This window comes from Posidoniimonas polymericola (assembly GCF_007859935.1).
Taxonomy (GTDB): domain Bacteria; phylum Planctomycetota; class Planctomycetia; order Pirellulales; family Lacipirellulaceae; genus Posidoniimonas; species Posidoniimonas polymericola.
In genome coordinates, this window is record NZ_SJPO01000004.1 from 449,316 (window position 1) to 463,143 (window position 13,828).

Annotated in this window: 13 protein-coding genes; 2 read left to right on the forward strand and 11 right to left on the reverse strand. The window is 67.6% G+C overall.

Annotated features, from left to right (window positions below; translation table 11 throughout):
• Positions 1 to 110: 110 nt before the first annotated feature.
• Both Pla123a_RS10880 and Pla123a_RS10885 read right to left on the reverse strand, forming a co-directional pair.
• Positions 111 to 341 carry a hypothetical protein gene (locus Pla123a_RS10880; protein ID WP_146586767.1) on the reverse strand — a complete coding sequence of 77 codons (231 nt, stop codon included), beginning with the start codon at positions 339 to 341 and terminating at the stop codon, positions 111 to 113.
• A 24-nt stretch (positions 342 to 365) separates the two neighbouring features.
• Positions 366 to 3,977, reverse strand: a complete 3,612-nt coding sequence (locus Pla123a_RS10885; protein WP_146586769.1) for a hypothetical protein — start codon at positions 3,975 to 3,977, stop codon at positions 366 to 368.
• Positions 3,978 to 4,113: 136 nt separating this feature from the next.
• Between Pla123a_RS10885 and lpxK the strand changes: the two genes are divergently transcribed.
• Positions 4,114 to 5,172, forward strand: coding sequence for a tetraacyldisaccharide 4'-kinase (gene lpxK / locus Pla123a_RS10890; protein ID WP_146586771.1), 1,059 nt, complete (start codon positions 4,114 to 4,116; stop codon positions 5,170 to 5,172).
• A gap of 25 nt (positions 5,173 to 5,197) precedes the next feature.
• Here the strand turns inward: lpxK and Pla123a_RS24590 are convergent, their stop codons facing one another.
• The gene (locus tag Pla123a_RS24590) at positions 5,198 to 5,401 is read right to left on the reverse strand and encodes a BON domain-containing protein (RefSeq protein WP_197527866.1); all 204 of its coding nucleotides are present in this window, start codon (positions 5,399 to 5,401) and stop codon (positions 5,198 to 5,200) included.
• A 382-nt stretch (positions 5,402 to 5,783) separates the two neighbouring features.
• Positions 5,784 to 6,455, reverse strand: coding sequence for an adenylyl-sulfate kinase (gene cysC, locus Pla123a_RS10900; protein ID WP_146586775.1), 672 nt, complete (start codon positions 6,453 to 6,455; stop codon positions 5,784 to 5,786).
• 154 nt (positions 6,456 to 6,609) lie between these two features.
• Here cysC and Pla123a_RS10905 point away from each other — a divergent pair, with 154 nt between their 5' ends.
• Positions 6,610 to 7,101, forward strand: a complete 492-nt coding sequence (locus tag Pla123a_RS10905; protein ID WP_231956392.1) for a DinB family protein — start codon at positions 6,610 to 6,612, stop codon at positions 7,099 to 7,101.
• A 91-nt stretch (positions 7,102 to 7,192) separates the two neighbouring features.
• Here Pla123a_RS10905 and Pla123a_RS24595 read toward each other — a convergent pair whose 3' ends face one another.
• The 7 genes from Pla123a_RS24595 to Pla123a_RS10940 all read right to left on the reverse strand — a co-directional run bounded on the left by Pla123a_RS24595 (position 7,193) and on the right by Pla123a_RS10940 (position 13,771).
• Positions 7,193 to 9,097, reverse strand: coding sequence for a sodium:solute symporter (locus Pla123a_RS24595; RefSeq protein WP_197527867.1), 1,905 nt, complete (start codon positions 9,095 to 9,097; stop codon positions 7,193 to 7,195).
• Between the two features lie 171 nt (positions 9,098 to 9,268).
• The gene (locus tag Pla123a_RS10915) at positions 9,269 to 9,721 is read right to left on the reverse strand and encodes a hypothetical protein (RefSeq protein WP_231956393.1); all 453 of its coding nucleotides are present in this window, start codon (positions 9,719 to 9,721) and stop codon (positions 9,269 to 9,271) included.
• Positions 9,722 to 9,876: 155 nt separating this feature from the next.
• Complete coding sequence (locus tag Pla123a_RS10920; RefSeq protein ID WP_197527868.1) at positions 9,877 to 10,242, reverse strand: hypothetical protein; 366 nt, start codon at positions 10,240 to 10,242, stop codon at positions 9,877 to 9,879.
• Positions 10,243 to 10,362: 120 nt separating this feature from the next.
• On the reverse strand, positions 10,363 to 11,886 hold the full coding sequence (locus Pla123a_RS10925; protein WP_146586781.1) for a radical SAM protein: 1,524 nt from the start codon (positions 11,884 to 11,886) through the stop codon (positions 10,363 to 10,365).
• A 312-nt stretch (positions 11,887 to 12,198) separates the two neighbouring features.
• Positions 12,199 to 12,510 (reverse strand): hypothetical protein, encoded by a 312-nt coding sequence (locus tag Pla123a_RS10930; RefSeq protein WP_146586783.1) that lies wholly within the window; start codon positions 12,508 to 12,510, stop codon positions 12,199 to 12,201.
• A complete protein-coding gene (locus tag Pla123a_RS10935) occupies positions 12,503 to 12,856 on the reverse strand; it encodes a hypothetical protein (protein ID WP_146586785.1) in 354 nt (117 codons plus the stop codon). Before Pla123a_RS10935 ends, Pla123a_RS10930 begins: the two co-directional genes overlap by 8 nt.
• Positions 12,857 to 12,940: 84 nt before the next feature.
• Positions 12,941 to 13,771 carry a hypothetical protein gene (locus Pla123a_RS10940; protein WP_146586787.1) on the reverse strand — a complete coding sequence of 277 codons (831 nt, stop codon included), beginning with the start codon at positions 13,769 to 13,771 and terminating at the stop codon, positions 12,941 to 12,943.
• Positions 13,772 to 13,828: the final 57 nt, after the last annotated feature.

Below are 13,828 nucleotides of genomic sequence, written 5' to 3' on the forward strand. Positions count from 1 at the left end.
AGCTGGACGTTGATGATGCCGCTGCATGAGATTCCGCCACACGGTGCAAATCGGGCATGACAACTGCGGGTGCCAGCCCCGCTTCTGCGAGTGGACCTCGGCCCCGCAAGTCACCCCGCCCAGTACTCGCTCATCAAGGGCCCGATCAACAGATAGCAGAACAGCGACACCGACAACCCGGCGGCGACTCCCAGCCCAATCGACTTAGCCGGCTTGGGCTGCCCCCGACTCTGACTCACGCCAATCACCACGCCGACGGCTGGGGCGACAAACAGGCACGCCGCTAGCGTCAGAATCACCGCGTCCGCCGCGTCGGGCGATAGCCAATCACGCAGGCTCATGGGACGTCAACTTTCTAGCCGGGTTTAATTGCTCCCCCCGCTCACCCCCTGATTGTACCGCTGCAGCCGCTCGCGCCACTTCATCGGGGCCGGGGCGTTGCGGGCGCCGGCGTTGTTGCGGAGCTCGTCGATCGTGCGCTGGGTGTCGGTTGCGGGGCTGCCGGGGAGTCTTCCCAGGCCGCGCAGCGCGGCGTCGAGGTCGGCGGTCGCCTTGGAGCTTGGCGCGCGGCGGGCCGCTTCCTTCCGCTGGTTCCAACGCTCGACAAACCGCCGCAGCTGGTCCTCGTTCCAGCCGAGCCGGTCGAGCAACTCGGGGTCGACCTCCTCTTCTTTGAGCTGATCGCTCAGCTTCTCGAGCACGAGGTCGGTCTTCTCGCGGGCGTACCGGAGGTTGGCGTCGTCGCCGCCGACATCGCCGCCGTCGGTCGGGCCCGACGCGCGGCCGCCCTGGCCGCGGGAGTCGGCGCGATCGCCGGACTCGCTCTCCTGCTGCGACTGCCCTTCGGCGCCCTGCCCTGCTTGGGCGGACTCGCCCTGATTGGTGGGGTCGGATTGGTCGCTTGGTTGGTTTTCGGGTGACTGGTTGGGGTCGGCCTGGCGGCCTTCGCTAGGGTTCTGGTCCCCAGACTGGTCGCCGCCCTGCTCGCCGCCGGCTTTGTCGCCTTGGCCTTGCTGTTCGGTAGAGCCCTCGCCCGAGTCGCGGCCCCGTTCGCCGGTCTGCGAGTCGGAGCGTTGGTCGGTTCCACCTTTCTCGCCGGCCTCGCCCTGGCCCTGCTCGCTGGCTCGGCCGGCGCCCTCGTCGGCGGCCTGGTGCTGGCCGGCGCTGCCGGAGCCCTGCTGGTCGGCCCGCTGGCCGCCCCCCTCGGCGCCGCCGCCAGACTGCTCGCCGCCCGACTCGTTCTGCGACTCGGCCTCGGACTTCTCCTTCTTCGAGGCGGCCGACTGGGCCTCCTCGGTCTTCTCGCTCGGGTCGGGGCGGGTGCGGCTCTTCTGGGTCGGCCGGCGGTCGTTCTCGACGGTCGGCGAGCCCTTGGGCTCGCCCTTCGCGCCGGGCGTCGAGGGGTCGCCGCGGGGCGACTGCTGCAGCCCCCCCTTCGACTCACCCGACTCCGAGGCGTCCTGCTGGTCCTCCTCGGGTTCGTTGTCGAGGTCGCCGCCGAGCGTGTCGGCGCCCGCGCCCTGCGACTTGTCGCCGCTCTCGCCGTTGTCGGCCGGGTGGTCCTGGGCGGCGGCCTCGCGCGGCTTGCCCTGGCCGTTGTTCTGGTCGCCCTGGTTCTCTTGCATGTGCTCGAGCATCCGCTCGAAGGCCTCACCGTCGTCGGCGCCGGAGTCGTCGACCGCCTGCTCGCGCTCGGTCGGCGTCCCGCCGCCCGAGGCGTCCTCCTGGGGCTTCTCGTGCGAGCCGGTCTGCTTGCCGCTCTGGTTGCCGCCGGCGCCGCGTTGGCGGTTGTTCTGGTCGCTGTTGCGGCGGCTGTCGTTCTGGCCACCGGAGGACTGTCCGCCAGATTCGCCTTCTCCCCCTTCGTCCTGGCTCTGCTGGCCCTGCTGCGGGTCCTCGGAATTGGGCGCGGCGCCACGCTCGTCGGTCTGTGAGCCGGCGCCCCCTTCGCCCTCCTGACCTTGCTGCTCCTCTTGCTGGCCCTCCTCGCCCTCGGGCTGCTGCTGGCTGCCCATCTCGCTGGCTTGGTTCGACTCGCCCTGCTGCTGGTTGGCGTCGCCCTCGCCTTGCTGGTCTTCGGAGTCTTGTTCGGCGCCCCCCTCGCCCTGCTGGCCGCCGTCCTGCTCGCGCTGGCCCTCTTGCCCCTGCTGGTTCTGGTCGGGCTGGCCGTCGGTCCCTTCTTCTCCGCTCTCTCCTTGCTGCCCCTGATCACCCTCTTGGCCTTGGTCGCCTGCTTGGCCTTGCTCGCCCTGCTGCGGGTCGTCGCCCTGGGCGTCGTCCTTGCCGGGGTCGCCGGCGTCGGCCATTTCGTTGCCCTGCCGGCCGCCGCTGCCCTCAGGCGACGCGATCCGCAGCGTCTGGCGGCGCGTGGTCACGGTCTGCGGGTCGGGCCGGCGGATGTCCGAGGCCTCGAGCCAATACTCCACGACATCGCCCGCCTGCAGGCCGTGGCTGGTCGGCGTGAAGGCGTAGTCGACGTCGAACTTGGTGCGGATCGGCCGCACAAGCAGCCGCTCCTGCAGCACGCGGCGGCCGTCGCGTTCGGCAACGATGCGGACGTCGGACAAGCCGAAGTCGGGGTCGCGGGCCGTGCCGCGGATGCGGAGGGTCTCGTTGAGTCGCACGGTAACGTCCGGCTCGGCGGGGGCGGTGATCTCGGCCTCGGGCGGGTAGTCGGGGTAGACCTCGATCGCGTGCCGCGCCGGCTTGGCGTTGGTCAGGTCGGCCGGGGTCTTGAGCCGCAGCACGTAGCCGGTGTGCTTGGGGGTCTGGCGGTCGGGGCGGAGGGCCAGCTCGAAGCTGGCGGTCGCCGTGTCGCCGTCAATGGTCATCGTGACGTCGCGGCTGCCGTCGGCGTCGAAGTCGACATAGGCCGAGGCCAGCGGCGTGTTCGCCCGGGCGTGCAGCGTGACGCGGGTGCGTTCGATGGCGCGGAGGTCGCCCGAGTTTTCTTGCGTGTAGTCCAACAGGCCGGTGTACTCTGGGAACCGGTAGTCGACGCCGGTCACGACGATGGCGGGCGCCGGCAGGACGGTGGCGACAAAGGTCGGCGAGCGGCCGTCGCCGGCCTCGACCCGGTAGCGGACCTTGCCGGTCAGACCGGGCCGCTTGCCGGGCTCGGCGAGGGTCGGCAGCGCGAGCGTGTAGCGGTTGAGTTGCTGGTCGAAGGCTAGCCGCTGGCGGTCGTCGACCCGCTGGCCGTCGTCCGAGGTGAGCACGACCTCGACCTCTTCGCCATCGGCCAGGCCCTCGATGCGGGCCTCGATGTCCAGCATCTGCCCCTCGACCAGGGTCGCATCGCCGGGCGTGACGTCGGAGATCTTGACCCGACTGGGGGCGGCGATCTTGGCCCACGGGGCGACAATCCGCGCCGCGGTGGTAAAGGGGTCCTTGGCCGACAGCAACGCGTACAGCGAGACCACCGTCAGCAGCCCCACCATCACGGCCGCCATCCGCACCACCCGCGAGCGGTCGACCACCGCCTCGTCGGGCGCACGGGAGATCCCCTCGGCGGCCTGCTGCTCGAGCGTGGCGAGCACCGCCGGCGGCAGCGGGCGGTCGCCGCGGAGCGTCAGCAGGTTGATCAGGCTGTTCTTGAGCGACGGCGCGCTCTGCTCAATTGACTTGGCCGTGTACAGCGGGTTGATGCGGCTGGTCAGCAGCGGCCAGAGCCACTTCTTGACGCCCCAGGCCGTGGCGCCAACCGCCAGGGCGAACAGGACGTACCGCAAGCCGTCGGAGAAACCACGCTCGGTCAGCCAGTGCTCGGCCAGCGCGGCGATCAGGATGAAGGCGAGCCAGCCGACGGCCAGCGCCATCACCGCGTAGGCGATCTCGGTCGCCTGCACCGCCCGGCCGGTGCGGCGGATGTGCTGGTCGACGTAGCGGTCGTACTCAATGACCTCCGGCCCCGCGTCTGCGGAGCGGATCGCCTTGAGGACGCTGGATCGTTCGAACGCGGCGGGGAGCTTGGGCATGCGGTACGGAGGAGGTTTCGCGGGCTTTCTTCGATTATACCGCTGCGGGGCGGGTCAATCTGGCCCGATGGGCCGCGGATCTCTAGGATGGGCAGCCACAGAGTCCCTGTAATCGTCGCCGCTTACCTATTCGCCCGTGAACGAGCAATTCTTCCACCAACTCGTCAGCGGAAAACGCCGCGGGCCGGCCGCTGCGCTGCTGCGGGCCGGGCTGTGGGGCGGCCAGTGGCCGTACCGGGCGGCCGTATCGCTGCGGAACCGGCGGTTCGACAAGGACTCAGACGCTGTTGCCCGCGTGTCGGTTCCCGTCATTAGCATCGGCAACCTGACGGTCGGCGGCACCGGCAAGACGCCGATGGTGAAGTGGGTTGCACGCTATCTGCGGGAGGCGGCAGTGCGGGTCGCCATCGTCAGCCGCGGCTACGGCGCCGAGCAGGGCGCCGTCAACGACGAGGCGATCGAGCTCGAGCAGTCGCTGCCCGACGTGCCGCACCTGCAGGACCCGGACCGGGTCGCCTCGGCGCGGATCGCAATCGAGGAGCTCGAAACGCAGCTCATCCTCATGGACGACGGGTTCCAGCACCGCCGGCTGGGGCGGGACCTCGACATCGTGCTCCTGGACGCGACCTGCCCGTTTGGCCACGGGCACCTGCTGCCCCGCGGGCTGCTGCGGGAGCCGGTCGGCTCGCTCCGCCGGGCTGACGTGATCTGCCTGACGCGGGCCGACCTGGTCGACGAGTCCGAGCGACGGGCGATCAAAGCGACCGCCCTCAAGCAAGCCCCGCAGGCCCTGTGGTGCGAGGCAACCCACGCCCCGCAGCGGCTGATCAGCAGCGAGGGGCGCGAGCAGACGCTGGCTACGCTCGACGGCACGCGGGTCGCCGCCTTCTGCGGCATTGGCAATCCGGCCGCGTTCCGCCGGACGCTCGAGTCGCTCGGCTGTAAGCTGGCCGCCTGGCGGGAGTTCCCCGACCACCACCGCTACACGCGGGAAGATATCGACCAGGTAGCTGTCGACGCGGCCGGCGCCGACCTGGTCGTCTGCACCCACAAGGACCTGGCGAAGGTCCAATCAGAAATCCTCGGAAATCGTCCGCTGTGGGCGTTGGAGATTGCCATGCAATGGCTATCTGGCGAGCAGCAGTTGGCCGAACGACTCAATCTGCTCGCTCAGCAGGCAGCCGCGGCCGAATAGGGCGGCAGGCTACCGAGCGGCGGGTCTAGTTAACCAGGCCAACGCAGATGTCGTTCTCAAGCCGCTCATCCTCGAGGACGCCGAGCGCGGCGTGCTGGGCTAGCTGCTTAGAATAGTACGTGGCGCAGCACCCCTGCAGCGTGACGTTCTTGTCGATCACGTACACCTGGAGGTCACGGATGCGATCCCCCAGCCGGCGCTGAATGCGGCTTTGAATGCGCGACGCCAAGCTGCCCCCTTCGCTGGGGGAACTTTCGGCGGAAAACTGGGGGACGTCAGCGACGTGAGACAGGACTGCGCGACGCTGCTTGGATGTAGGCGGCAACTCTTTACCCTCCGTAGATAGGGATCTTCCGCTGCTGTGTACTAGGTGTCGTGCGAAGTGCTCGTCGCGCCACATGAGTGGACGCGGTCCAACCGAGCGCCAGTTTCGAGAACAACCGCCTCGAAGACGACCGCAGCGTAGTCCTTAGTTAATCCGCAAATACCGCGCCAGAAGGGGGTGGGGAGCTTCGGTAGGAGTTCCGTCAGAAAGCTTGGCGCGACGAGTCCCTTGCGAGGCGACAGTCTAACCGTATGGGTCGGCAAATGTCAAACCGTTAGCGCACTATTTAATCTACCTTCGAGGTCATCTTTTTGGCGGATCGCAGATACTGAATGACCTCATCAGCCAGCTCGCTGATGCCCTTTTCCGCCGTCAGCAACCGCAGCTCCGGGTTGGCGGGAGCCTCGTATGGGTCGTCGATCCCGGTGAACCCCTTGATCTCGCCTGCCCGGGCCTTCTTGTACAGACCCTTGGGGTCGCGGCTCTCGCAGACCTCCAGCGGGGTGTCGACAAACACCTCGATGAAGTCGCCGTCGGGCAGGCTCGCCCGCACGGCGTCGCGGTCGGCGCGGTAGGGGCTCACGAACGCCGTCAGCGTCGCGAAGCCGGCGTCGCAGAACAGCCCGGCCACCGCGCCGATGCGGCGGATGTTCTCCTCGCGGTCCTGCTTGCCAAACCCCAAGCCGAACCGCTCGGCGTGCTCGGCGCCGTAGCGGTCCTCGAGCATCTTCGGCGCCGCGTTCAGCCCGTGCCGCACGTTGTCGCCGTCCAGCAGGTAGGTCCGGGCGCCGAGGGCGTGCAGCTGCTGGTCGACCGCGCCGGCGATGGTGCTCTTGCCCGACCCGCTCAGGCCGGTGAACCACAGCACGAAACCGCGGTGGCCGGCCTGCTGCTCGCGCATCTCACGGGTCACGGCGTGCTGGTGCCAAACTACTTGCGGGTCGGTGGGGTCGGCCATGGCGGTCTGCGGTAGCGAAGGGGCTGTCGTGGAGGACTTTTAGCGGAAACTTCTCGGAACGTTAACCAGCCTACGGTCGCCCACAGGGTGGCAGTGCGATACTATACGCCTCAACACTCCTCCGAACCAGGAACCCCCTTCCCAGGAATAGACTTTGAACGCCCACGACGCCCTGAAACGATCCGCCGCCATGAGCGCCATGGTAATCGGCAAGTACACCGAGGACCTCTCGGACGCGGAGCTGCTGACCCGCCCGGCCGCCGGCTGCAACCACCTCGCCTGGCAGCTGGGGCACCTGATCTCGTCGGAGTGCCAGCTGCTGGACGGCGTGTGCCCCGGCGCGGCCCCCGAGCTGCCGGCCGGCTTCGCCGAGAACCACAGCAAAGAAGCCGCTGCGAGCGACGACCCGAGCCAGTTCTGCACGCTGGCCGAGTACCAGCAGCTGCAGGCCAAGGTCCGCGAGGCGACCGCCGCCGCCATCGACAAGCTGTCGGCCGAGGACCTCGACCAGCCCGGCCCCGAGCACATGCGGGACTTCTGCCCGACGGTCGGTGACATGCTGCTCTTGATCGCCTCGCACCCGCTGATGCACGCCGGGCAGTTTGTGCCGGTGCGGCGCGCGCTGGGCAAGCCGGTGGTGATCTAATCCGCCCGCACCGAACGCCGCCCGGCAACAAAAAACGGCTCGCCGCGCTCCGCGGCGAGCCGTTCTTGTTTTCACATCGCCGCTTGGGCGGTTACCGCAGCCAGAAGCTGAAGTACACGTACATGCCGCCGACGCACAGCAGGATCAGGCCGGCCAGCAGCTTGTTGCCCCAGTCCCAGCTGCCGGAGATCTCGTCCTCAGCCAGGTGGTGGATCGAGCCGTAGGTCAGGCCGCGGGTCTTCTCTTCGGTCGGCGCGGCGGTCATCAACGAGACCCCGATCATCACCACGATGCTGATCAGCATCAGCACGCCAGTGGCGTAGAGGAAGTTGAAGTCGCCGATCGAGGCGAGCCACGCCGGGTCGCTGATCTTCCCCTCTTCGACGCCGTACATCGCCTGCACGGTGAGCTTGAACATGCCGAGCACGAAGCCGATCGCCAGGGCCGCGGTGGCGCCGGCGGCGTTCATCCGCGGCCAGAACAAGCCGAGCAGGAACACCGCGGTGATCGGCGGCGCGAGGTACCCCTGCACGCTCTGCAGGTACTGGTACAGGCCGCCGCCGGCGATCGCCTTCATCACCGGGATCCAAACAATTCCCGCCCCGACCACCACGGTCGTCGCGATGCGGCCCACGGTCAGCAGGTGGCTCTGCGACATGCCGGGCCGGATCTTCTCGTAGACGTCCACCGTGAACAACGCGGCGCTCGAGTTGAACAGCGACGCCAGCGAGCTCATCAGCGCCGACAGCAGGCAGGCCACAATCAGGCCGCGGATGCCGGGCGGCAGCAGCTGCGACACCAGCGACGGGAACACCTGGTCGCCGTCGATGGCGAAGGCGAGCTGGCCGTCGGCGTTCTTCTGCAGCTTGCGGGGGATGTAGAAGCCCCTGGCGCCGTTCTCGTCCTCGCCCAGGTTGACGTCGCGGAGCGCGACGTTGGCGTCGGCGACCGATTTGGCGAGCTCCTCCTTCGACGCGTCCGGCGCGTAGGTTGCGGCCAGGGCCGGGTTGTCGGCGCCGCGGTTGAACTCCTTGTCGAGCGTCCAGCCGATCATGCCCGGGATCAGGAAGATCAGCACCGGCCAGACCTTCAGCAGGCCGCCGAACAGGGCGCCGCGACGGGCGGTGGCCAGGTCCTTGGCGGCCAGGGTCCGCTGCACGATGTACTGGTCGGTGCACCAGTACCAGATGCCGATGATCGGCGAGGCGATCAGCACGCCGAGCCACGGGAAATCGGGGTCGGACAGCGGCCGCCACAACGCGAACTGGTCGGCGTTCTCCTTGGCCGCGCCGACCAACTCGCCCCAGCCGGCGACAACGCCCTCTCCCATGCTCAGCCGGTTGAGGCCGATGGCAGTGATCACAAACGAGCCGAACAGGATGATCACCGCCTGCGGGGTGGCGGTCGCCATGATCGCCCGCATGCCGCCGAACACCGTGTACAGACCGGTCAGGATGACGGTCGAGAAGGCGCCGATCCAGAAGGCGTCGAGGAACACAAAGCCGAGGTCGAGCTCGATCTCTGGCAACAGCGCCTTGAACACGATGGCGCCGGCGTACACCGTGACGCTCACCTTGGTGAAGATGTACGCCACCAGCGAGACCAGCGACAGCAGCAGGCGGGTCGTGGCGTTGAAACGTTTCTCAAGAAACTCCGGGATCGTCTGCACGCCCGACTTGTAATAGAACGGCACAAAGATGCCGGCCAGCAGGATCAGCACCCACGCGTGGAGCTCCCAGTGGGCCATCGCCATGCCGGTCGCGGCGCCCTGCCCCGCCAGGCCGACAATGTGCTCCGAGCCAATGTTCGACGTGAAGATCGACGCGCCAATCACCACCCAGCCGGCGTTGCGGCCCGCCAAGAAAAAGTCGTCGGTGTCCTGCTGGTTCCGCCCGTACCACCAGGCCACGAACCCGATGATGCAGAAGTAGATGATGATGACGCCCCAGTCGAGCGCCCCCATCGCGGCTAGCGGCAGGCAGTTGAAGATGTGCATAGGATTCTAGGGAACGAGCAGACGAAGGATGAGAAGCGACCCGCGGCGAATGCCGGGCCCGACACGATCTCGCATTTTGATTTAGGTTTCCGACAAAATCTAGTGCTGGCGCGGCGACTTTTTCAACGCGGCCAGCCGACCCACGGGCGAGGAACCACCCGACCCTGCCGGTCAGGCAACCAGGGCGTGCCCCGCGGGGCCCTCCGGCAGCCAGCCGTGCAGCAGCATAACATGAATACGGTTGGCCGGGTCCTGGACCCATGACCGCTCCAGCTCGTAGGCCGGCAGGATGTTCTCGCCGACCCCGCCGGGCGCGACCGGCTCGTCGGTGAAGACCATCACCTCGGCGATCAGCCGGTCGCCCGGCTCGTACACCTTCACCCGGAACGACACGCTGCCGGAGGTCTCTCGCCCGTTGTTGCGGTACCGCACGTAGACCCCGCCCGGTCGGACCTCGTGCTCGAGCAGCTCGAGGTCGTCGTACTGCTTGGGCGAGTCACCGCCGAAGGTGATCGACATCAGCCCATTCCGACGGCTGGTCGTCGTGATCGCGATCGCCAATGCCGCCAGCGCCGCCACGCCCCCGCCAAAAGCACACAGCAGGTACGCCCACCACACAGGCACGACTCCAAGGTTGCAACCAGTTTGGATAGAAGAGAACGAAGGGAACAAAGTCTAGCAGGAACTACGCTAGAGGAAGGAACACTAATAAGCGCTGATATACGCCGGCGGCGACCCATCGGCGCCATTGGCGATCATTAGCGCTCCCTAATTGGTGCCTACGGAACCGGCAATCGCACCACGCCCATTTGCCCGAGGTCGATCGTTGCCACGGTCGACGCCGCGTCCCAGCTCACGAATCGCTTCGATCGGTCACGCAGCTCGGGCACGCTTTCTCCCGGCAACGAAATAAGACGCACCTGCCAAACGACCAGGCCAGTGCTGTTGTCGGTCACCTTGATCCTGACCGATCGAATCCGGCCGTGAAACCAAGTCCCGCCAGAGACAGTCATCGCCTCCGCCTGCCACTGGCCGTCGGGCGAGTCGCGGTACTCCCCGCCCCCGCCCTCGCCGAACCACGCCAAACCGAACGCGGCGACAGCCAGAAGGGCGACCAGCAACCAAATGGTCCGACGGCTCTTCATCTCAATTCGATTCCGTAGTCAGTCTGTGAGGTCTCGGGGAGGGAACGCTAAACTCAGCTAATGACAGCAGGCAAACCGGCTAGCGTCTATTAGTGTTCATCAGTGTTCCCTTCCCTTCGTCTACACCGTAGCCTCTTGCGGCTTCAGCTTCGGCAGTGGCACGTGCCCTTCGCGGTACAGCACGTTGTACGCGCTGAACGGGATCAGGTGCCCAGTCGGCAGCACAAAGTGGACGCAGCTCTTCATCAGCTGCCGCACGTCGAAGTTGTAGGCGTCCATGAACGAGGTCGTCGTGATGCGGAACATGTTGGCCGGTGTGAGCCGCTCGGTCATCGCCCGCTCAAAAAACTCCGCCGCCACCCCAACTCCCTCTCCCCCCCGGGGGGAGAGGTCGGGTGAGGGGGTAGGGGTCGCCCCTCGCTGTCCCCCCACCTGTCCTATCTGCACCAAGCCAGCCTCCGCCCCACCAACGCCCCCCAGCTCCACGGCCCCACACCCACACCCCTCGCCACAGGTCAGCCGGCTCATCACCTGCTCAATCAATTGCCTGGCCCGCGGCCGCGTGAAGGTGATGCCACCGGAGAGTAGGTCGAGGTTCTGCTCGATGTCGACAAACCGCGCGAGCGGCGTCACTTCCGATCCGCTGCGGTAGCCGTAAGCCAGTGTGTGCCCGTTGGGGTGCGCGCACGGCAGCGGCGTGAAGTCGGACGCTCGCCACACATCGCCGCACTGCTCTTCCAGGCTGTGCAAGACATCGGGGAAGGTGATGCGGTCCTCGAGGTCGGCCGGCAGGAAGTGCCGCCCGGTGTAGCAGGCGGGCTGGAAGCTGACGCCGGTGACGCTGGGGCGCTGCATCCCGTAGCGGACGATCGGGCCGATCTGGTCGGCGTTGACGCCGGCCTGCAGCGTGGCGACCAGGATCACGTTCAGCCCGACCTCGCCGCACACCTCGACCGCCTGCTGCTTGACTTCTAGCAGCGAGGCGTCACGCAGGGCGTCGTAGTTCGAGTCTTCGAGGCCGTCGAACTGCAGGTAGATCTCAACCTTGTGCCGCTGCGCGGCGAGCCGCTCGGCGAACGCCCGGTCGCGGGCGAGCCGCAAGCCGTTGGTGTTGACCATCACGTAGTCGATCGGCTGGCTGCACGCGTAGTCGCAGATGTCGAAGAACTGCGGGTGGATAGTCGGCTCTCCGCCCGACAGCTGCAGGATCTCGGCCTGGCCCTCGGCCGCGACCAGATGGTCAATCGCCGCGCGGCACTGCTCGACCGTCAGGTGATGGCCACCGGGGCCGCTCGACGCGAAGCAGATCGGGCACTCGAGGTTGCACGCCGAGGTAATCTCCAACAGGCCGATGCAGGTGTGCTGCTCGTGCTCGGTGCACAGCCCGCAGTCGTAGGGGCAGCCGCGGCTGGGCTCGACCGCCATCTGCAGCGGCTGCCGCGCCGGCGTGTGGTAGCCCGGCTTGTCGAACCAGCGGGAGTCGCTGCAGACAAAGTCTTCCCGCACGCCGTGCTCGGGGCACCGCTTGCGGAAGTAGACCCGGCCGCGGCGGTCGAGGATCTTCGCCGGCACCACCTGTAGGCACTCCGGGCAGAGCGACTGGGTGTTTCCGAGATAAGTGTATTCGCGGAAGGGGAGCGTCATTGATCTTTCTCACCTCTCAGCAGCCGGTGGGTCAGCACTCGCGCGACAGCAACGGCGGCGACAAGGCCTAGCAGAGAGGAAACGGCCGCTAGGGCCTGCATCTGGGCCTCAGGCAACAGGCCATACGGCCCGCTCCCTCCGATAGCTAGTCCAGTGTAGCAAACGGTAAAGAAGCAGACGGCAAATGAAATCAGCGCGCCGGCCAGCACCGCTAGCGCCGCGAAGTAACGCCCTATCAGGCCCAAACGCTTGATGGGCGGCGGCGGGGTCGACGGCGACTGGGGTGACTCGTACGGGTTCGACGGGGGTTGATCAGCCATCATGGCTCCGATGGAAGAGCAATCTTATCAGCACCTTCGCCACCACTACCCCTGCGCCGATCCCCGCCCCGACCGACAGGAACCCAATGACCCACCACGCTCCAGCGGAAGGAACCCGATAGGCCCCCTGCCCCGTTGCGGAGACGCCCGCCAAGCAAACCGAGAAGCCACAAACCGCGAACGACGCCAGCGTGGCGACCACTATCAACAGCCCAGCGAAGAACCGGCCGACGGCGCCCAGCTTCTGGTACGGCGGCGACGGCGCCTGGGGCGACTCGTACGGGTTGGGGTCTCGGTCATACATTCGTTCCCGACTCGCTGGTTGATCTTGGCGCTCTCTTTGGTCCGCGCATCAATTTCCACAGCACCCACCCAACAAACGCCGCCGCAGCCCCCCCGACCGCCCACGGGAAGACGCCGACGACCACCGCAATCAGGCTAAAGGGTTCGGCGGGACCGTAGCCGACGCCAAACCACTCGCGGTCCCAGACGTACACCGCCGTTGGAAAGCAGCTAACGCAGAACGTGACGACCATCGCGACCGCCGTCACCGGGAGCGCGATCCACAGGCTTACGCGTCGCGCGACCCGCTGGGCTCGCGACAATTCGGCCTGGGGCGACTCGTACGGGTTGGGGTCGGGTTGGGCCACGGGTCCGCTGTGAGTTCATTCGGTTGTTGTGAGCAGTACGCGTGCGCCATCCTACCGCGTCTGCCGGCGAGTCGACATGGCGTTTCAACGCCGCTTGCGTCTCAGCCGCCACCACTGCCAGCCGCGCCAGGCGACCCAAACCAGCACGCCGCTCGCCACCGCCAGCAAGACCGTCACCCGGGCCGCCATCCACGGCGACGGGTCTCCCTGCGTCGCGAGCCTGGCGAAACGGTCGCCGGCGAACACCAGCAGCCCGACCACCGCGACCGGGATCAAGCCCGCGGCGGCCGTGACCAGCAGCATGCCCCCGCCGCCGGCGGGGAGTTGCCCCCGCAGGATGCTCGCGAAGAATCGCCTCAGGTTGCGGCGCCAGTCGAGCGGCTCCCACTCGACCTGGGGGCGGTCGGGGTCGGTGTCCCGCCGCCACCGCCAGCGGACCCACCGGAACGTCAGCCACAGCCCCGCGACCGGCAGCAGCAAGGCCAACGCCACAAAGCCGATGCCGAACAGCGGCTTGCTGGCCTGGTCAAAGGCCAAGCCAGCCATGCAGGTTGCCCACAGAGCGCCGAACAGCGAAAAGCCAATCATCGCGTAAACAACCGCGACGGCGACCAGCGAACCGACAAGCATCACGCCCCGGGTAAACGGCGAGGTCGGCAGCCCGGCCGCGGCGCGCTGCTTGAAGACAATCAGCGACCGGACCGCCACGGGCAGGGTGACGAGCGTCACCAGCAGGCCGATGCCGGGCTCGTACGCCCAGCCGCCGGCGTTGACCGCCACCAGCGCGGTGAGCACCAGCATGTCGAGGATCGAGAATCGCAACAGCGACGCGTCCGGCAGTTGGCTCGGCTCGGAGGTCGGGACCCCAAACGGGTTCTGGTCCGCGGGCGGCGGCGCGTCGTCTTGGTTCGCCATGGCGGATAGCCAGTGAGGAGCAGCCGCGAGACTCCGCGCGGCCCTGCACGATTATCG